19 protein-coding genes are annotated in these 18,710 nt (G+C 39.2%); 11 read left to right on the top strand and 8 right to left on the bottom strand.

Annotated elements, in window-relative coordinates; translation table 11 throughout:
• Positions 1 to 91: 91 nt before the first annotated feature.
• The gene (gene hrpB, locus AB6T38_RS11655; RefSeq protein WP_372547480.1) at positions 92 to 2,563 is read right to left on the bottom strand and encodes an ATP-dependent helicase HrpB; all 2,472 of its coding nucleotides are present in this window, start codon (positions 2,561 to 2,563) and stop codon (positions 92 to 94) included.
• A 56-nt stretch (positions 2,564 to 2,619) separates the two neighbouring features.
• Between hrpB and thpR the strand changes: the two genes are divergently transcribed.
• The 3 genes from thpR to AB6T38_RS11640 all read left to right on the top strand — a co-directional run bounded on the left by thpR (position 2,620) and on the right by AB6T38_RS11640 (position 4,722).
• A complete protein-coding gene (gene thpR / locus AB6T38_RS11650) occupies positions 2,620 to 3,150 on the top strand; it encodes an RNA 2',3'-cyclic phosphodiesterase (protein ID WP_372547479.1) in 531 nt (176 codons plus the stop codon).
• A 99-nt stretch (positions 3,151 to 3,249) separates the two neighbouring features.
• Complete coding sequence (gene purU, locus AB6T38_RS11645; protein ID WP_372547478.1) at positions 3,250 to 4,104, top strand: formyltetrahydrofolate deformylase; 855 nt, start codon at positions 3,250 to 3,252, stop codon at positions 4,102 to 4,104.
• 15 nt (positions 4,105 to 4,119) lie between these two features.
• Complete coding sequence (locus AB6T38_RS11640) at positions 4,120 to 4,722, top strand: histidine phosphatase family protein (protein WP_372547477.1); 603 nt, start codon at positions 4,120 to 4,122, stop codon at positions 4,720 to 4,722.
• Positions 4,723 to 4,736: 14 nt separating this feature from the next.
• Here the strand turns inward: AB6T38_RS11640 and AB6T38_RS11635 are convergent, their stop codons facing one another.
• Positions 4,737 to 5,306: a hypothetical protein gene (locus tag AB6T38_RS11635; RefSeq protein ID WP_372547476.1), complete on the bottom strand. Its 570-nt coding sequence runs from the start codon at positions 5,304 to 5,306 to the stop codon at positions 4,737 to 4,739.
• A gap of 368 nt (positions 5,307 to 5,674) precedes the next feature.
• Here AB6T38_RS11635 and AB6T38_RS11630 point away from each other — a divergent pair, with 368 nt between their 5' ends.
• The 3 genes from AB6T38_RS11630 (at position 5,675) to AB6T38_RS11620 (ending at position 11,432) form a co-directional block, all read left to right on the top strand.
• Positions 5,675 to 7,843, top strand: coding sequence for a M3 family metallopeptidase (locus AB6T38_RS11630; protein WP_372547475.1), 2,169 nt, complete (start codon positions 5,675 to 5,677; stop codon positions 7,841 to 7,843).
• A 554-nt stretch (positions 7,844 to 8,397) separates the two neighbouring features.
• Complete coding sequence (locus AB6T38_RS11625) at positions 8,398 to 10,926, top strand: hypothetical protein (protein WP_372547474.1); 2,529 nt, start codon at positions 8,398 to 8,400, stop codon at positions 10,924 to 10,926.
• A gap of 11 nt (positions 10,927 to 10,937) precedes the next feature.
• Positions 10,938 to 11,432: a hypothetical protein gene (locus AB6T38_RS11620; protein ID WP_372547473.1), complete on the top strand. Its 495-nt coding sequence runs from the start codon at positions 10,938 to 10,940 to the stop codon at positions 11,430 to 11,432.
• Positions 11,433 to 11,874: 442 nt separating this feature from the next.
• Here the strand turns inward: AB6T38_RS11620 and AB6T38_RS11615 are convergent, their stop codons facing one another.
• From AB6T38_RS11615 to AB6T38_RS11605, 3 genes are read right to left on the bottom strand one after another with little or no spacing between them, the layout of a single operon-like run.
• A complete protein-coding gene (locus tag AB6T38_RS11615; RefSeq protein WP_372547472.1) occupies positions 11,875 to 12,057 on the bottom strand; it encodes a hypothetical protein in 183 nt (60 codons plus the stop codon).
• A 17-nt stretch (positions 12,058 to 12,074) separates the two neighbouring features.
• Positions 12,075 to 12,377, bottom strand: coding sequence for a hypothetical protein (locus AB6T38_RS11610; RefSeq protein ID WP_372547471.1), 303 nt, complete (start codon positions 12,375 to 12,377; stop codon positions 12,075 to 12,077).
• Positions 12,378 to 12,384: 7 nt separating this feature from the next.
• Positions 12,385 to 12,630: a DUF6868 family protein gene (locus AB6T38_RS11605; protein WP_348491456.1), complete on the bottom strand. Its 246-nt coding sequence runs from the start codon at positions 12,628 to 12,630 to the stop codon at positions 12,385 to 12,387.
• 193 nt (positions 12,631 to 12,823) lie between these two features.
• Here AB6T38_RS11605 and AB6T38_RS11600 point away from each other — a divergent pair, with 193 nt between their 5' ends.
• Positions 12,824 to 13,405 (top strand): paraquat-inducible protein A, encoded by a 582-nt coding sequence (locus tag AB6T38_RS11600; RefSeq protein ID WP_372547470.1) that lies wholly within the window; start codon positions 12,824 to 12,826, stop codon positions 13,403 to 13,405.
• 171 nt (positions 13,406 to 13,576) lie between these two features.
• Positions 13,577 to 14,050 carry a 3TM-type holin gene (locus tag AB6T38_RS11595; protein ID WP_372547469.1) on the top strand — a complete coding sequence of 158 codons (474 nt, stop codon included), beginning with the start codon at positions 13,577 to 13,579 and terminating at the stop codon, positions 14,048 to 14,050.
• 23 nt (positions 14,051 to 14,073) lie between these two features.
• Here the strand turns inward: AB6T38_RS11595 and AB6T38_RS11590 are convergent, their stop codons facing one another.
• Positions 14,074 to 14,901 (bottom strand): LytR/AlgR family response regulator transcription factor, encoded by an 828-nt coding sequence (locus AB6T38_RS11590; RefSeq protein WP_372547468.1) that lies wholly within the window; start codon positions 14,899 to 14,901, stop codon positions 14,074 to 14,076.
• 232 nt (positions 14,902 to 15,133) lie between these two features.
• The gene (locus AB6T38_RS11585) at positions 15,134 to 15,955 is read right to left on the bottom strand and encodes a spondin domain-containing protein (RefSeq protein ID WP_372547467.1); all 822 of its coding nucleotides are present in this window, start codon (positions 15,953 to 15,955) and stop codon (positions 15,134 to 15,136) included.
• Positions 15,956 to 16,221: 266 nt separating this feature from the next.
• Here AB6T38_RS11585 and AB6T38_RS11580 point away from each other — a divergent pair, with 266 nt between their 5' ends.
• From AB6T38_RS11580 to AB6T38_RS11570, 3 genes are all read left to right on the top strand, one after another.
• Positions 16,222 to 16,758, top strand: a complete 537-nt coding sequence (locus AB6T38_RS11580) for an RNA polymerase sigma factor (RefSeq protein WP_372547466.1) — start codon at positions 16,222 to 16,224, stop codon at positions 16,756 to 16,758.
• Position 16,759: 1 nt separating this feature from the next.
• Entirely contained in the window at positions 16,760 to 17,146 is a 387-nt protein-coding gene (locus AB6T38_RS11575; protein ID WP_372547465.1) for a DUF6768 family protein, read from the top strand.
• Between the two features lie 135 nt (positions 17,147 to 17,281).
• Entirely contained in the window at positions 17,282 to 17,752 is a 471-nt protein-coding gene (locus tag AB6T38_RS11570) for a Dps family protein (protein ID WP_348491670.1), read from the top strand.
• 217 nt (positions 17,753 to 17,969) lie between these two features.
• Here AB6T38_RS11570 and AB6T38_RS11565 read toward each other — a convergent pair.
• Positions 17,970 to 18,710, bottom strand: a 741-nt coding sequence (locus AB6T38_RS11565) for a GGDEF domain-containing protein (RefSeq protein WP_372547464.1), incomplete at its 5' end; no start/stop codon positions are given.

The following is an 18,710-nucleotide window of genomic DNA, read 5'->3' as shown; positions in this document are numbered from 1 at the left end:
GCACCTCCAGCATTATATGTGAGTAAAATGTTAAACAGATGAATTTACAGATAAATTAATTTCCGCAAATCATCGCCAGAACAAGTTAAAACTACATATACTTCTTAACTCGGGTGGTTGCTTGCGCTGTTGCGGGATTGTCAGGCCAAAAGTGCTTGGGATAACGCCCCTTCATTTCTTTTTGAACATCGGCGTAACTACCTTGCCAAAATCCAGTAAGATCTTGGGTTTTCTGCAATGGTCTGCCGGCTGGTGATAATAAAGTTAGGGTGATTGGCACTTTGCCATTGGCGACACTGGGAGAACTATCGTAGCCGTACATGTGCTGCATTTTCACTTGCATTTCAACTTGACCATCAGCTGAATATACTAGTTTACATTCTTGTCCAGTTGCATCCTTTATTTTAACCGGATAATGCTTTTGTAAATATTGCTGCTGATCCCAAGTTAATCGCGTTTTCAAAATTGTTGACCAATCCAGTTGTTGTAGCTTAGTGGCATTCTCTATGCCATCAAGAAAGGGTTGCAACCATTGTTCAAGCTCTGCTAATAAAGTGGATTCGGAAAAATCAGGCCAACAATCTCCTTCGACTTTACGGGCTAAACTTGCTCGATGAATGAATGTCCATATCCTATCGTGCCAAGTTAAAAACGACAGCCCTTGTTGTCTGACTTGGTCGAGCACTATTTCTTCGCATTTTGCGGGGTCGGCGGCTTCGACTTGTTTTTCTCGTAAAATTATTGCGCCGAAGCTCTGTTTTTCTCGCGCCACAACTTTATTTAAGGTTTGCGACCAAGTGTATTCACACTGCTGTTCAAAATGGTCTTTGAATAGACCAAAAACCAGCGCTTCATCAATGGGTTCGGCTAATTGAATAATGGCATCGGCTTGCTCACCTACGGTTAATTTGGTCACTATAATCCATTTACTCAACATAGCAGCGGATTGCGCATTAGGATTATAGTATTTTGCCCCAGTTCCATTGACGAGTTGATAAGCACCATTATCCCGCAATCGAGCGATTTGATCCGGATAAGCTGAACTTAGTAATTGACTTAACTTACCCTTTTCTAGATTCACTGAACGACTATCACAAGAACATCCAATGCGTTTTGCCCAACGTTTCCCTTGGACCCAAATGGGATGCGAAGGGTTAGAAATAAGGAATACTAAATGTTGTCGTAATTCTGTTTCCCTTCGTAGCTCGTTGATGGGTCTAAATTCGAGTAAAGCTACCAATAAACAGGCGAGTGTTTTTTGGAAGCTATCTCCTTGTTGACTAAGCGCCAATAGTCCGGCTAATCTTGGGTGACAACCAAAACTGTTCAGTGCTCTACCATGAGCTGTTAGTTTGTTGGAAGAATCAATAGCACCTAACAACAACAACACTGATTTTGCGTAATCAAGTTGTGATGACGTTGGATGATCCAATAAAGGTAATTCAGATAACTCGCTGCCCCAAACTTTTGCATCCAAATACAAACCACTAATATCCGTTTCTAATATTTCCGGCGCACGCTGAGCAATCAAACGTTGCTGAGTCTCCTTCGACCACAATCGATAACAATCACCTGGCGACAATCGCCCGGCTCGTCCAGCCCGTTGAATCGCAGAGGCTTTAGAAATTTGCTTCATGGACAGTTGTTGTATACGTCGCTGCCAATTAAAGTTGGCAACATTCTCTAGACCCGAATCGATTACCACTTTAATACCGTCAATGGTTAAGCTGGTTTCGGCAATATTCGTAGCTAGCACAATTTTACGTCGCCCTTGTTTAGCGGGTTGAATTGCTAAACGTTGTTTGTGTTTATCCAGTTGACCAAACAAAGTATGAGTTTCAATCTCTGGCGCATGATATTTAGCGAAATAATCTGTACAAAGTTGCTGTGTAGCCAGTATTTGTCTGGCCCCGGGCAAAAAGACTAATAGGTCGCCTTCATGGCTATCCACAGCCTCTCGAATTACCTGAAAAACATCTTGTTCCAAAGGGCTTTTCGTTCTTGGTCGATAATGGTCGGCGACCGGAAAGCTGCGGCCAAGGCTTTCTAGCTGTTTGGCATCCGGTAATAACTTTGTCACCGCAGCCGCATCTAAAGTCGCAGACATAACTAACAATCGTAAGTCATCACGGATTGCCTGTTTCACTTCTAAACATAGAGCTAAGGCAAAATCAGAATGTATATTGCGTTCATGAAACTCATCAAAAATAATCAATCCCACATTGGCTAATTCAGGATCGTTTTGCAACAGACGGGTAAGCAAACCTTCGGTCACAATCTCTAGCCTAGTGTTAGCACTTACTTTCGATTCGCCTCGCATGCGATAACCAATAGTTTGACCTACAGGTTCACCTAACTGCTCAGATAAATAGGCAGCAATCGAGGTAACGGCGATTTGCCGTGGTTGTAGCATAATAATTTTTTGAGCTGCAAATTTAGGGTGTTGAAGCAGTTTTAATGGCAAGTAGGTGGATTTACCCGCGCCAGGAGGAGCGACTAATATCACATCTTGATCTTCTATCTCTTTTTCTAATGCTGGCCAGCAAGTTTCTACAGGTAACACGCAGTCAAACCAAAAATCCTCTATAATCAGCTCATTCTATCGCTGCTGGAGTTTCAATGCGCTACTTTTTAGGATTTGATTTAGATGCCAAATCAAAAATTGCATTAGATGATTGGCGTGACAAAGCCTTGCCTAAGTTTGAACGTGCTGTTCCTGCTAAAAACTTTCACATCACCAGTGTATTTTTAGGACAAGTTAAAGAGCAGCAATTAGATCACCTTTGTGGTGCCATACAGGACAGCGAGTTTCATAACTTTAACCTGCAAATTAATACCTTAGGTTATTGGTCGAAACCCAAGATTTTATGGTTGGGCGGAACGCGAATACCGCAACAAATGTTGCAGATCAACAAACACTTAACTGAATTTTCCCAACAAGCAGGACTAAATTTACCAATTAGAGAGTATATTCCTCATGTTACGTTAGTCCGAAACGCTAAAAGTAATCCTCCGGCTCCACTGTTTGCTCCGGACTTTGAGTTGAAGATCGGACAATTACATTTATTTGAGTCAGTAAGTGGAAAAAATGGTGTGCAATATCCTATTCGGCAGAGTTGGTTCCTTTCGCCTTCCATTCGCCCTCGATAAACTTTTATGTAATTCCAATAAATGCTTTACCTCGGGCCTATTCCGGCAGCACAATAAGAAGATTAGTAGTGAGTTCGATTTTAAGAGGGTAATTTATTCATGCAACAAACCTTTAGACTGGTAATTGATTGTCCAGATCAAGTGGGATTAGTCGCCGCTGTAAGTCAGTTCTTAGCTGATCAGCAAGCCACTATTGTCGAAGCAAGCCATCATACAGATGCTAAACTTGGTCGCTTTTTTATGCGCCACGAAATAAAAACTGACACCTTAAAACTGACGTTGGAAAGTTTCAAACAAGCGTTTGAACCTATTGCACAACAATTTTCAATGAAATGGAAAGTTTCTGACTCATTGCAAAAGCAAAAAGTAGCCTTGCTTGCTAGCCATGAATCCCACTGTCTCATCGATATCTTGCACCGCTGGCATAGTGGCGAATTGGAATGTGAAATCCCCTGCATCATAGCCAACCACCCTCAGATGAAACAATTTGCTGATTGGTATCGAGTACCTTTCCATTGGGTGGATTTTAAAAATCAAGACAAAGCAGTCGCATTTGCTCAAGTTGAAGCTTTATTGGAAGAGTATCAGGCGGACCTCACTGTCCTTGCGCGATTTATGCAAATTGTTCCCGACCACCTATGTCAAAAGTTAGCGGGCAAAGCCATTAATATTCACCATAGCTTTTTACCCTCATTTGCTGGCGCTAAACCCTATCAACAAGCCTATGATCGAGGCGTAAAATTGATTGGTGCAACCTGTCACTATGTAACCAAAGATTTAGATGAAGGGCCCATCATTGAGCAAGAGGTAATCCGTATTAGCCACAGTGACTCTGCCGAAGATATGGTTCGTAAAGGAAAAAACTGTGAGAAAGCCGCGTTAGCCAATGGCGTTCGTTATCACTTGCAAGACAGAGTGCTCATTCACAAAAACAAAACCGTTGTTTTTGCATAAGGTAAGGGCTAACTAATGTCTATTTATCTAGTTCGCCACGGTGAAACAGACGGTAACCGGAATCGCATTGTACAAACACCGGAAACGCCATTATCTGCCCATGGTCATCTGCAAGCACAAGAATTGGCTGATGCTTATCAAAATCATGAAATTTCAAGAATATTGTGCAGTGATCATACTCGTACCCAACAAACCGCAAAACCTTTGCAGCAGCTGTTAGGCTGCGAATTGGTTTTAACTGAACTATTACAGGAACGGAATTTAGGTGCGCTCAGGGGAACGCCTTGGAAACAAATTGATTTTGACTTTTTAGCCGCCGATTATCATCCTGAAAATGGTGAGAGTCAGCCACAATTTGGCCAGCGTGTGGAGCTTGCATGGCAACAAATTGTTAAGCAGGCTAACGAACTAGAAAAGAGTTTAATGGTAATCACCCATGGTTTAGTATTGCGCTATATTCTGCAACATATTTTGCAGATTGATGAGGCTAGTTTAGAACGTGCTGGAATTGAAAATACCTGTGTAACTCAAATCGACAAACAGGATTTCAGTAACATTAAGTTATTATGTGATATTGCACATTTACGTCAAGAAGTGGTCAAAGGAGCAGTGATTTAATCCCATTCTTAAAGTTAGAAAAACGCTGAATAATTAACGTTAACCTGATTGTCGATCATATCTCGGTTAAATAGCGTCCCAAACTCGCCCGTCGCCTCCCAATGATGACTACTCAATGCTATATCCAATTGGTGGTCATCTCTTACGCCTTTAAAACGGCTGCTTATTTTGAAGATTTTACTTTTAGGTAAAGCTAATTCCAGCCCTTGGGACGTTCTAAATTCAGGAGCAGATTGCAATATCACACCAGCACTGAAACTCATTTCTCGGCTCAGGCTATAACGGGGCAATAATGCGTATCGTTTGAGACTAATTTTTTGATTATTGATACCCCATTCTAATCGACCATTTGCATAGCTCATGCCCCCTTCAAATGATAAACGCTGATTAACGGGATGCACAAAGCTCAACTCATATTCTCGATGTCGACACCCATCAAATTTTATACGTAGTTTATTAAACTCAATTTTGGTCGTTTCAGGTATTATACTATTTAGCCAACTCACTCCTTTAGAGATGATGTGCTCTTGTGCTTGGCAAGTACTGCCAAATAGCAACATAAACAAACATAGGCACTTGAACATGATGTGAACTCTTAGGAGTGATTTAACGTGTTTAAATATTACTCAAAAAAGGCTGTCTATAACGTACATTAACTGACATTAAGTATTTAATTAAATACCTGTTATCGGTTTTTCTAAATGCTAAATGAAACTTTTCAACCACTTAGGTAAAAAGTGAGTGAATAGCAATTCAAAAAATTTGTTGAAAAAGAATCAAGGACTATGTTCTGTAAGGGTTTGTAGACGATTACTAAAAGTTGATTTAGCGCTGATGCTTGTAGTTTTCTTACTAAGGATTAGTATTAATAACAATACTCGCATACGAGTATAAAACGTATAACAATAAAAATAACAGCAGAACCGTCTCTTAAATAATTGGTAAAAATTAAATGAAAAAATTTGCTCTGACACTAACAAGTGCAATGCTAATTGCCACGCTAAGTGGGTGCTCGCAAAGTACGAGCTCCTCACAAACTGAAGACAATATCTCTATGGCTGATCAAGTCCAACAACAAACCAATCCTCTCCTTGCTGAATATTCAGGTCCTTATGGCGGTGTACCTGCCTTTGATAAAATGGACTTAGCCTTGCTCATTCCCGCATTAGAAAAAGGAATGGAAATTAATTTGGCCGAAATAGAAGCGATTACGAATAACCCTGCAGCAGCAACATTCGAAAATACCATCGTTCCATTAGAAAAATCTGGTGCAGCATTAGGGCGAGTATTCACTTATTGGGGTATTTGGAGTTCAAATAGAAACAGCCCTGAATTTCGTGAAATTCAAAAAGAAATGGTTCCTAAAATCTCAGCATTTAGCTCTAAAATAAATCAAAACCAAGATCTTTTTGCTCGTGTTAAAGCGGTATACGAAAGTGAAGAATATAAACAGCTTAATTCGGAACAACAACGTATAACTTGGCTAACTTACAATAGTTTTGCACGCAATGGCGCAACCTTGGTAGGTGAAGCTAAAAAACGTTACGCAGAGATCAATCAAGAAGTTGCAAGCTTACAAACTAAATTTGCCAACAATGTTTTGGCAGATGAAGAAAATTATGTGCTTTACATCGATGCCGATCAACTCTCTGGCCTACCTGAATCATTTGTTACAGCAGCAGCATCAGCAGCAGCTCAACGTGGTCATGAAGGTAAGTATGCGATTACTAACACGCGTTCTTCAATGGATCCGTTCCTTACTTACTCTGAAGAGCGTGAGTTACGTAAGAAAGTATGGGAAACCTATTATAGCCGCGGGAATAATGGCGACGAGTTTGACAACAATGAGCTGATTAAACAAATTTTAATGTTGCGTCACGAACGCGTTCAACTATTGGGCTATGACAACTACTCTCAGTGGAGACTCGAAGATCGCATGGCAAAAAACCCTGAAAATGCCATGGGGTTAATGAAAAAAGTTTGGCCAGCAGCCATTGCTCGTGTTGATGAAGAAGTTAAAGACATGCAAGCCGTGGCAGATGCAGAAAATGCAAATATCACTATTGAGCCTTGGGATTACCGTTTTTACGCTGAAAAAGTGCGTAAACAAAAATACGATCTAGACTCTGACCAAGTGAAACAATACTTGCAACTAGACAAACTTCGCGAAGCAATGTTTTACGTTGCCGGTCGTTTGTTCAACTTCAAGTTTACTCCTATTGAAGAAGGCAAAGTTCCTGTTTTTCACCCAGATGTTAAAGTTTGGGAAGTAACCGACCTCACTTCTGGAAAACATATTGGTTTATGGTATTTAGACCCATTTTCTCGCAAAGGTAAACGCTCTGGCGCTTGGGCAACAACGTACCGCAGTTACACCACGTTTGATGGTAAGAAAACCGTACTTTCTTCGAATAACTCAAACTTCGTGAAAGGCCCTGAAGGCGAACCGACTCTAATTTCTTGGGATGATGCAGAAACCTACTTCCATGAATTTGGTCATGCTTTGCATTTCTTGTCAGCTAAAGTAGCCTACCCCACCTCACATTCAGGGGTGCGCGATTACACTGAGTTCCAGTCACAATTATTAGAGCGTTGGTTGATTACAGATGAAGTTATCAACAACTATCTTGTTCATTACAAAACTGGTGAGCCTATTCCTCAAGAGCTAGTTGCTAAAATTAAAAAAGCATCTACTTTCAATGAAGGTTTCAAAACAACTGAGTATATGGCATCGGCAATTATGGATTTGTTGTACCACACAACAGATCCAGCCACTATTGACCCTCAGAAATTTGAACAAGAACAACTTGTGAAAATGGGTATGCCGGAAGAAATGGTAATGCGTCATCGCAGCACTCAATTTGGTCACATCTTTAGTAGTGAAGGTTATGCCTCTAGTTATTATGGATACATGTGGGCTGAAGTTTTAACCTCGGATGCAGCTGAAGCTTTTGCTGAAGCACCTGGAGGTTTCTACGACAAAGAACTAAGTGAAAAGTTAGTTAAGCACTTATTCGCCATTCGTAACGCAATGGATCCTGCAGAAGCTTATCGTTTGTTTAGAGGTAGAGATGCAAATGTTGAAGCCTTGATGCGCGACCGTGGATTTCCAGTGAAATAAACGGCACCTAAGCCTAATTTAGTCATCAAAAATAGCACTTTTTAAGTGCTATTTTTTTGTCTTGGTTTTGCAAGTATTCATCGACACCACCGATGAACCAGAACCATGCCATGATAACGGTTTCTTCTAATAATCATCAACTTGAGAGATTTTCTCTAGCATATTATTCTCGTAGCCATATGGTGTTAGCCCGTTCACTTTGTGAGTAACAGGACAACAACTCGTTTCTCAAAAGTCTGAAATATGGTTGTCAACCAGCGAGCCCCCTCAATGACTAGACATACATAAACAATGACAACACAATTTAAGAGCCTGGGCCATGTATTGGCACAAGCAAACTGTTCTTTACCACACTCAATGCAAACCTTTTATTCTCACCTCAGCAACTCACCTGTTTTGCCAATTTGGATTTGATTAATTTTTTAATTGAACTAAGGTAAATAAAACGGCGCTAACAGCATTTCTCGTCAAATCTATTACATTCTTTTAAGTCTGACTCTTTAAATAGTGTGTATGTCCCTATCATAATGATTCTTACAACATGGAGTTGAAGAATGTATTCTGACACTGATCCTGATCTTATCTTGCAAATGCTGGACTATGCTATTGTCTGGTTACCGGCTTTTTTGGCGTATTTGTTACTGCGAACCGCTGCGGTGCGGGCTGTGTTATATTTTATGATGCAAAAAGCAAAGTCAGAGCTGTCGCAACCGTGCGAGTTTACAAGAGGTAACGCACATAGAACTTCGTTGAACAGTCGAGTTTATAATTCACGTTTCAGCATTTCCCCCACTGACACCTTGCAATATGATAGATGGCAAAAAGCACTTAAATCAGGAAGTAGCAGTTGGTGGCGATTCGTTAAAGCTTGGGCATTGTTTACGGTTATTCTGTCATTTTTAATATTTTATGGGGTCAAACATCCTCCAGATTTAGCCCGATACCCCATACTTGCCGGAATGTTACCCTTTGTTTTCGGTTTCCTGCTATTAATTGTCATAGTACTCAATGGCGCAAAACGTTATTTATTGGGTTATGTGCCTTTTGTCAGTAGTTTTTTGTGGCTATTAATGATCTCATTGTGTGCGCTTTTAGTTGCCCCAGTATATGAGTTAAATTGGTTTGTATGTGCCTTACCCGGCGTGCTTAGTTTGTTATATTATTTCACAGCATACAGAAGGCAACGGTTTAAAAACTGCGAAGATGAAAACAATCGATTATTGATTTTACGGGTGTTTGACTCAGATAAAAATACCGCCTTTACGTTTGGTGATATCAGTCATTTTTGGCGCTTTATTGGTTCCACGATCACCGTTGTCGACCCTTCTTATTTGCGCTTTCGGTATTCGCTTTCTTACCCTCGCAGTAAGTTACGATTCATGCGAATTGTGTTTGTCGTATCAGGGCTCTTAACCTTAATCAGTTTAGCTATTGGTGGAATAAGTCTTTTAAATGGACAAGTTACTGGATTGGGGGGAATTTCACATCAGGTCAGAATCGAATTACTGGGTATGTTCGCATGGCTAATACTTATTCCATTAGCCTTGTTGCCATTAATTTTTATTTTGAAGCGCCGTTTTATAGCTAGTCAAGATGATCTGAACACCAATTTAACGATGATCAATAACGAAGCTGTATCAATCGACGGTGTGTATCAAGATATCTCATTATATTGCCACAGCAATGCTTGGAAACCAGCTATTAGTAGCCTGCTTGATATAAGTACAGTAATCCTGATGGATTTAAGAGGACTCACGCCAGACAGAGCGGGCAGCTTATATGAGTTGGATTTAATTATTCACAGTGTGGCGCTGCATAACGTGGTTTTTTTGATCAATGACGAAGCAGAACAACATCAACTTACAGATTTAATTAGAGAACGAGTAGCGTTAGCGTCAGCGAACTCTCCGAATCGCGATGTCAGCGAGATTAACCTAAATATATATCAGCCAAGTCGTTACGAGATTCGCGACACGGAACGACTACTTGCAATGCTCGCAAGCGCTACCGCAAAGCCAGGCCCGGGACACTTCTCCTATATCATTGACACCTTAAGTGTATGGCAACGCTTCAAAATTATCATGGCAAAACCCATGCAAATGTGGCGCGTAATTAGCGAATATATTGACATGATTATTTCGCGACCTCCTTTAGCTTACGCGGTGATACCTGCTATATTTTTGATAGTGATAAGTCTATTTAGCGTCCGGATTATGGCTGTACTAAATTCCTTACCCACACAAACCAATCATCTGACTCAAAACCAGACAGACCTAGAACCCTTACCACAACCTATTATAAACAAGCCCATTAGTTCCCCCGTAGATTTTGAACGACCGACAGAATCCGTCGAAGTATTGGACCATTACGCATTTACCAATTGGAAAGGTTTGTCTGTTCGATTAGATATTAATACACCTTATGCAGATAGCGCTATGGAGATGGGCTTGGTAAAGGTGTTTGAGTCGATTGCTGACAATCAAGCAATAAACATAAGCGAAATCAATACAGGCTTGTTTAGCCCGAACTTGTTAACCGCAATAATTCCAGTTAAACGGGGATCAATTACAAATGTATCATCGGATGGAACTACCACTTCCACAAAAACGCATCCCAAAGGCCAAATTCGAATTTGGCTGAAGTTCGAGGATAGTAAATCGGTTAATATCGTAAACAATATAGACGGCGAACTGCTGTTAAAACTTCCTAACCCAGCTCAGGTAGTACAAATTGAATTAAAAAACATTCAAGTTTCACAATCATTTACTATTAAAGGCTTTGAGTCGCTCGGATTATGTACTTATAAATATTATCCCGACGCCAAGTCCCTATTAGTTTCATTTGAAAATCCGCTCCCTCAAAATAGCAAAATATTTTTCCTAGATTCCGATGGCACCCGCATTAGTGCGACATCTAGTAGTAGTGTTTCAATGGGGTCCGGAGCGAATAAAAAGCGGTCCTTCAATAAAACGTTCTCCGTTGGTTCAGTCAAAAACATAAGCTTGGAAATCATACAGCTAGCTAATATGCTTGAAGTTCGTGTACCATTCTATGCCAACAACATCCCCGTTGAGCGTAGATAGCGGATATTAAGATGCAGACGAATCGAATACACAAAACATTATACGCGGGTAGTAAAACTGGTGTGGATAATTACAATGAGCAGTTATTTGAACAGTATAAAATTTATTTAGCCTCAGCCGATACTATTAGTAGTCGTCGACAAAGCGCCAATAGTTTTTTTGTCACCCTCAATACTGTGCTGGTGTCACTCATCTCCTATCTCAACATAGGTCACACAGAAACCACAAACATATTCTGGTTAGTATCTATTGCTGGAATAGCAATATGCTACATGTGGTATCGCTTAGTGCGCTCATACCGCGACCTCAACACGGCTAAATTTAAAGTGATTCATGAGATAGAAAAGAGTTTACCCTTATCTCCTTTCGACGCAGAATGGGAAGCTGTGGGCAGAGGCGAAGATAGCAAACTTTATTTACCCTTCACTCATGTGGAAATGTATGTCCCCATGGTATTTATTGTTTTGCACTTATTCGTTTTAGTATCGAGCTTCGTAAGTTTTTGAATCCTTTTGACATCCCTATTGATAATTTACAAAAAAGTTTTGTCTCACTCAGATAGTGTTGCATCCCTGTAACACAATATCAGAAATGTCAGTGTCAACTGGCTTATTTTTAAGCGAGACACTTGCTGGGCAAAACTGCCACATATATTTCGTAGCTTTGTCTTCTTTCGTCACGTTTAGCGTGACTTCATCAGCCGCAATCATAGGTTGCTTGATTATAATCTCATTTAGCATGGCATATAGTGCCTTCATGCATATATAGGTCGAGCAAACTTGTTTTCAACAATGCTAATAAGACCAACAATGGACTTCCTAAAACCCACATAACTTGTCTTCAAACAAGTTTAATACCTTTGAATTTACATGGGATTGCAACGTTGGAATTAACTTGGAAGAATGAGGTTTACTAGACGCTTACTTTGCTTTAACGTTTTGAGTTTGTTTATTTGAGATTTTTGGAGATGTGTTTTTTAGAAGACTGAAAAATGCCTACCCATAATGCTATTTCCAAAAGCAAACCCAAGGCTATAAATGCAATGGCCCCGATAACATTTCCTACATAGTAGCAAACTACAGCTAAACAAAATAAAGCAGCTAATAATAAATATTTAGTTATTTTCGTCATAACAATTTCTTCCTTTATTAAGGACATTGGGGAGAAACTTCATTCTCAGTACAAGGAAAGCAACTGCGAACTTGTTTGCCTTTATAAGCATTGCAAACATTACCGGTTTCAACATCTACCAGAAAGGACTCATTCTCAGCTTGATAGTAGTACTGAACAAAAAGCTGCCCTTGATCTTCAAATTCATGCTGGGAATCGGGCTCACCTTTGGCAACCAATAAATCTTCCTGATTTGCCAATTGAACGGCAACGTCCCCTAAACCATTTTTAATAATAAAAAATGCCCCACATGCTAACAACATGCAAACAGACTTCTTCATTTAGCGCTCAACTCCCCATTATTTTTAATGCAAGGTACGGAGAAACGATAAAAACCAACGTCATGGCTTTATAAATACTCAGAAAGTTAATATATAAAGGCGGCAGCGTACTTTTTTCAACTTGAAACACTTTACTATGGATTGAAGATATGACTTCAGGTTTGAGTGTAACAATTAATGTAGCAAGCATTAAATAGACAATATTAATTATTGAAGCCCAACCAAATAGCTCGGTTATTTGTATAATACTCATATGGAATTACTCTAATTTTTTAGTCTTTTAGTCAGTATGGCTCATTAATAGCTGAAAAGCCCAATGACCGGATATTTTACACGGCTTTCAGACCTCTTGGTTTTGGACAGTATCTAACATTATTTAAGATACTCCAGCTTCAAGAACGATTAAGGTATATTTGTCCCACATTAAAAAATCACAGGATTATGTTTTGAAACGTCACATTGGTTTTGCTCTAAATATTCTTGCTATAGGTCTGTTTTTTCCGGGTATATTGCTACCTATGTTTTCATTAGATATGGATTTAGCAGCATCCCTAGGAGGCTCTGTTTTGAGTTCTGATATTGTCGACAAAGAACTTTCCATAATGGCCACTATTGACGAATTATGGCACGACCAAAGAATTTTAGTGGCAAGTCTCATTTTACTTTTTTCAGTGGGGATCCCACTTCTGAAAACAACTATGGTTTGTATTGCTTATTTTCTTCCTGGACACAAACTAGAACGTATTTTTTTGAGCGTGGTTTCTAATATCGGAAAGTGGTCCATGGCCGATGTATTTGTAGTCGCCATTTTTTTAGCCATCTTATCCACAAATCATGCAGAAACAACAGACTCCCATACTTTTGCAGTCTTCGGATTTAAAATGTCTCTAGAAATTAGTACCCAAACTCTGTCTAACGCAGGCCAAGGTTTTTACTATTTTGCAGGGTATTGTTTGTTGTCATTATTAGGCACTCATTTTTCTATTAAGGGCGTAAAGAGCAAAAGCCGCGACAGTTTTGTTAGCTGAATATTCACTTTTACCTTTCACAAAACCCAAAATTGTATGAAAATACAGCAATGCGAATTTAAAAGGGGTTCGCATAACAAAACAGGTTAAGACAATTTACCTTTGTAAAATAAATAAATTGTCGCAGTAAATAACCCGTAAATTTCCCCATTACTATGGAAAGGAGTCATTATGGCTATTGGAATTATGGAATTTATTGGTGGTATATTTAAACCAGCAGCGGATCTAATTGATAATGTACATACTTCAGACGAAGAGCGTTTAATATTAAAAAAACAATTGGATGAAATTAGTTCAGGTGTGCAACTTAAGATGATTGAGTTGGAACATAAGGTTCTTGAATACGAAACTAAACTGCTTCAAGCGCAACAAGCTGTGATAATAGCTGAAGCCCAAGGTAAGAGTTGGATACAGCGAAATTGGCGACCAGTATTAATGATGGTCATCATTTTCATCGTTGCGAACAATTACATTCTGTTTCCTTATCTTAGTCTATTTACAGACAAAATTAAGATGTTGGAACTTCCAGAGGAGCTATTTACGTTATTAACCGTTGGCGTAGGCGGATATGTTGTGGGCAGAAGCGGTGAAAAAATTGCACAATCAATGCGCAAACAGCCTGGCGTAGAATCCGTGCATAAATAGTCACTAAGCAAGGCCACGTTAGTTTATAATGTGGTCTTGAGTTCCCTCCCCATTTTCAATTTGTACCTTCTACTTACTTTGAGCTCAACCCCAGAGTCTAGTCTTGCGATATATTCGCCATTTGAATTAGGAGTGAGGTGGGTAATTCTGCTCAGGTTTATGATAGTTGAACGATTAATTCTTGGAAAACACGTCTTATCCAATTCAACTTCAAATTGACGTAGGGTTTTACGCACAATGTGTGTTTCATCTTCGGTGTGGATGCACATATAATCTCCAGCAGCTTGGATCCACAAAATACATTCTAGTTTTATTCGTAACCATTGAGTCCCACTCTTAATGGAAATAGTTTGTTGCAAATCCGTTATATTGGCCTGCTTTGAATGTTCTAAACATTGCATAAAACCATCCAATGATTTTCCGGTTTTAGTGCACAATAATTGATTGAGTTTACTCTGTGCTAACAAAGCTTGGTTTTCTAACACCGCATTTCGAAGCCGATCTAGGCAAGTCGTTAGACGGCCATCAGAAACAGGCTTGATGAGGTAGTCAAAAGCATTGTGTTCAAAAGCTTGCATAGCGAAATCACTAGAATCTGCCAAAAATACTATTTTAGGCAGGGCTTCCATTGCCTTGCTTAACTCTTTAAGCAACCCTAATACGTGGGTTCCTAACATTTGCATATCAACAAATAATACGTCAGGTTGATTATTTAGCACCGCAGTAACACTGCAAATTTCCTCTTCACCACTGAATAACATCTTCAAATTGTCTAAATTTTTTAGTCTTGTCGTCAAGCAATTATCAGTATCTAGGACGTCCTCAATGACCATTGCTGAAATACTTTCCATCCCATTTTCTCGTGTCAATTACCTATAATGTTATTGTGGAGCTTTACTGATAACCTGCAACTTCTATATGTAACAAGGTGTTGATACATATTTACGAGTATTTGATAGGCTAAGTGATGATTCTGTTAGGGAGTAGTGTAAATTCAACTCATGTGTGAAGCGAAAGGTCGTTCGTTACTATGAGTGTAACAGCCACCACCGAGAAACGTGGTGACTAATAAGGCGAGTCCAATTAATGCGTTGTTTTGCGTTTTAGGCGAGCGATTAACCCTAAAATACCAATAGCAAAAAAGCCTAAAGTAGCTGGTTCTGGAACTTGAGATACCGTAATGCGCGCAACTTCAAACCCATTTGCGGTGAAATCAGCGGCAGCTTGATCTATCGTATAGCCCGTTGCAGCCGTTCCACCAATAATGGCTAAACCACCAGGAAGTACTTCCAACCCGTTGTGGAAAGTGACGACCCCGTTTTCATTTTGACGAGCTTCAGCGTTAGCTCCTTGAAGAAAAGGCGCCCCGTACCCTCTGTTAAGTTCAGTACCAGAATCCCAAACCGAAGATCCCAAAACTAAAATATCTAAGCCAACAAAATCTCCATCAGCATTAAATAACGAATACGCCAAAGGGTCTTCGTTTCCAATAAAAGCGTCATTAGTGGGAATGAGCATTGATAAGAAACTAAAATAACCACTGCTCATGGCATCAATTTCTAGCAAACTTGATGTGGCTGTTTCTCCAGGTTCGAACACAGGGGCAGACCCAGAAGGTGCAGTTAAAACAGTTTGAACCCCCATAGGATTTTCCATTGAGAAATCGGATTCAATGCCTGCAGTCATGCCATTCTCTGCCAAGTTTTGTAATGATGATGAGGCTGTCGAGCCAGCATCAAATGAATCAAAAGTACCGTCGTGAAAGCCTAACCACACTGGTGTTATAGCCAAGCCCCCATCGTCAAATAAACTACTGACCTGCACTTCAATCTTGGTAGCATTGGCCGAGAAGGTTAAGCACGTTCCTAAAGCAATAGTAATAATGCCTTTGTTAAATGTTTTCATAATTATGATCTTCCAATATTCTGAGTAAACGCGATATCAACATTAAGCTGAAAACGCTCCCGCGGCTTATATCCCTTGCGTTTGCATTATCAATATTAAAATTAGAGGCAGTCACATGCATAAAATCATTACTACACATAAAGCAAAATGGGATAACTACTAGCATGGGAAAGATTAAAGTTGGTTTATCACAGAAGTATCACAGTCTAATCACGAAAGATTAAAAAAGAGTGAACCGCTTAAGCGTAAAAGCAGACCTATAAAGTATGAAAAGAAATAGCGAAACAATTTTAACAGAATGGTTAGTTGTCAACATTCAAATGGGCGATGAAAAAGCCCTCGATCAGTTGCTTCGTATTTGGTACCCGAAATTAATTGGCTATGCCACGAAACTATTAAAAGACGAACACTTAGCAAATGATGCCACTCAAAGCGCATTATTGGATATGTGTAAAAAAATTAAAAGCGTTGAAGATCCTGCAGCCTTTCCTAAATGGATGTTTAGAGTTTTACAAAATAAGTGTGCAGATTCCATCAAACATATTCAAAAAGAGCGAGTAAAAATTAGTGCTCTAGAAGCTAATTTAGTAACCACAACCAATAGTGTTGAAACAACGGAAAGTAAACCAGAACTAAATTTGTCTAATTTGGATACTAATTCATACCAGTTGCTTTATTTACACTATTTTGAAGAGTTTTCCCTAGCCGAAATTAGTCATATGGTCGGACTTCCAGTGGGTACCTTGAAATCTAGGCTCCATGGGATTCGGCAGAAACTTAAAATAAACAACAAAGGACAATAAAATGAGCGATATTAATCAAAAAATTTTAGCGGCCATGCAACAAGAAACTGAAAAAGTATCAGAACAACAAGCAAATACATTTCAACTCATAGGTCGGAGTTTCAGAGGAACTTTCAAGTTCACTGCTATAGCCATCATAGTCATGCAATTAATCTTTATTGGTTTAGCTATTTACTTTGGGATCAATTTATTTGATGAAGAACGCACTGATACTAAATTACATTGGCTATTAGGCACCCTAATTTCCTTTATCATTTTTGCATCGATGCGTTTATGGTTGTTTATGGAATTAAATCGGTTATCTGTACTCAGAGAAGTCAAACGTGTTGAACTCCAATTATCATTGATAGCCAATCAACTCCATTCAAAAGATACTGTTAATGATTGAACTTTTTTCGGCTTCACACGTTTATATTCTTATAGGTTGATATAGCGAAGCGATATACTCAATCGATAAAACTAATTATAAAAAATATGCTAATCAACTATACTGATTAAAAGATTCTTTAGATAACAAGGAAATATTATGAAAATTGACATTGGTATTAATGAAACAGATCGTAATCAAATAGCGGATGGTTTGAAAAAGTTACTTGCAGATAGTTACACTTTGTATCTGCAAACTCACAATTTCCACTGGAATGTAACGGGTCCTCAATTCAGAGAATTACATTTGATGTTTGAAGAGCACTACACCGAATTAGCAGTAGCGGTAGATGATATTGCTGAGCGAATTCGTACATTAGGGTTAGTTGCTCCTGGAACGTATAAAGAATTTGCTAAATTAAGTGCAATCAAAGAAGTTGATGGTGTTCCTGCTTCAGAAGAAATGGTTAAAATCTTACTTCAAGGGCACGAGCAGGTAGTGAAAACCTGTAGAGATGCTCTTAAATTAGCTCAAGACGCCGACGATGAATCTTCTGCAGCTTTAGTATCTGATAGAATGCGTGAGCATGAAAAAACAGCTTGGATGCTTAGAGCAACTCTTAGATAAGAGAGTGCATTCCCTAGAGTAGCCTCTAGTATCAATTAAACTATCGAACATTGTAAAGGCCGCCTTGCCAACTTGAACTTATGGTTTAAGCTGACAAGGCGGATTTTTTATAGGTCGTTATGCGAGGCGTTAAAAGTAGAATCCTCAATTATCAGCAATACCTCCAAGTTAAAGATATAATTTTCACTGGGATTGAAGTTAGATATCTAAAGTGTGTCTAGCCTTGGTTATTAAACTGCATTTCAGCGCTATAAGTTTGCACTTGATTTTTGCCTTGGGCTTTTGCCACATATAGTGCGGTATCTGCAAAACTAGCCAACTCGTTAAAATCGTTACATTGCTCCAGATTTGCTGCTAAACCAATACTAAACGTGACACCTTCTACTTTTAAACCTGCTTTGGGGAAGTTTGACTGTATGCTCTGAAAAAGTCGTTTTGCTAATTGGTTACCTTCGTTTTCGCCGCTATTAGGTAGAATAAAAATAAACTCTTCTCCACCAACTCGTCCCACGTAATCTGAGGCCCTTAGCGCTCCTTCACAAACTGATGCAACGAACTTGAGTACCTTGTCCCCTTCACCATGACCATAATTGTCATTCACTAATTTGAAATTATCCACGTCTAACATAAGAACGCACAAGTTTTGTTTGTAACGTTGACTAATTGTAAATACTTGTTCACCCGCATCTAATATACTTCTGCGATTACGCAATCCGGTCAGGTTGTCTAAAATTGCTAGACGTTTATTTTTACGGTAGAGATTAAATATAATGCCGAGGAAGAGCATTATTAGAATAGTAAAAACAATAAGCCCAAACACTATCCATTGTTGCCTTTCTTGTAATTGTCGTTGTTGCTCTAATTGTGTCTGTAATAAATTATTCTTTTCATCTAAGAACTGATTTTCCAATTGTTGTTGGGCTAAATTAAACTCACTGTTTAATCTTGCGGATTGACT

The organism is Aliiglaciecola sp. SL4 (genome assembly GCF_041538045.1).
Classification (GTDB): domain Bacteria; phylum Pseudomonadota; class Gammaproteobacteria; order Enterobacterales; family Alteromonadaceae; genus Aliiglaciecola.
Note: the sequence above shows the minus strand (reverse complement) of the source record. Positions and strands in the feature narration are given on the sequence as shown.

Bases quoted from the DNA above. Each gene is read 5' to 3' on its own strand.
- AB6T38_RS11585 (WP_372547467.1), bottom strand. From the start codon at position 15,955: ATGAAAACATTTAACAAAGGCATTATTACTATTGCTTTAGGAACGTGC.
- AB6T38_RS11635 (WP_372547476.1), bottom strand. From the start codon at position 5,306: ATGTTCAAGTGCCTATGTTTGTTTATGTTGCTATTTGGCAGTACTTGC.
- AB6T38_RS11640 (WP_372547477.1), top strand. From the start codon at position 4,120: ATGTCTATTTATCTAGTTCGCCACGGTGAAACAGACGGTAACCGGAAT.
- AB6T38_RS11595 (WP_372547469.1), top strand. From the start codon at position 13,577: ATGGCTATTGGAATTATGGAATTTATTGGTGGTATATTTAAACCAGCA.
- AB6T38_RS11620 (WP_372547473.1), top strand. From the start codon at position 10,938: ATGCAGACGAATCGAATACACAAAACATTATACGCGGGTAGTAAAACT.
- AB6T38_RS11630 (WP_372547475.1), top strand. From the start codon at position 5,675: ATGAAAAAATTTGCTCTGACACTAACAAGTGCAATGCTAATTGCCACG.
- AB6T38_RS11580 (WP_372547466.1), top strand. From the start codon at position 16,222: ATGAAAAGAAATAGCGAAACAATTTTAACAGAATGGTTAGTTGTCAAC.
- thpR (WP_372547479.1), top strand. From the start codon at position 2,620: ATGCGCTACTTTTTAGGATTTGATTTAGATGCCAAATCAAAAATTGCA.
- purU (WP_372547478.1), top strand. From the start codon at position 3,250: ATGCAACAAACCTTTAGACTGGTAATTGATTGTCCAGATCAAGTGGGA.
- AB6T38_RS11610 (WP_372547471.1), bottom strand. From the start codon at position 12,377: ATGAAGAAGTCTGTTTGCATGTTGTTAGCATGTGGGGCATTTTTTATT.
- AB6T38_RS11615 (WP_372547472.1), bottom strand. From the start codon at position 12,057: ATGACGAAAATAACTAAATATTTATTATTAGCTGCTTTATTTTGTTTA.
- AB6T38_RS11590 (WP_372547468.1), bottom strand. From the start codon at position 14,901: ATGGAAAGTATTTCAGCAATGGTCATTGAGGACGTCCTAGATACTGAT.
- AB6T38_RS11625 (WP_372547474.1), top strand. From the start codon at position 8,398: ATGTATTCTGACACTGATCCTGATCTTATCTTGCAAATGCTGGACTAT.
- AB6T38_RS11605 (WP_348491456.1), bottom strand. From the start codon at position 12,630: ATGAGTATTATACAAATAACCGAGCTATTTGGTTGGGCTTCAATAATT.
- AB6T38_RS11575 (WP_372547465.1), top strand. From the start codon at position 16,760: ATGAGCGATATTAATCAAAAAATTTTAGCGGCCATGCAACAAGAAACT.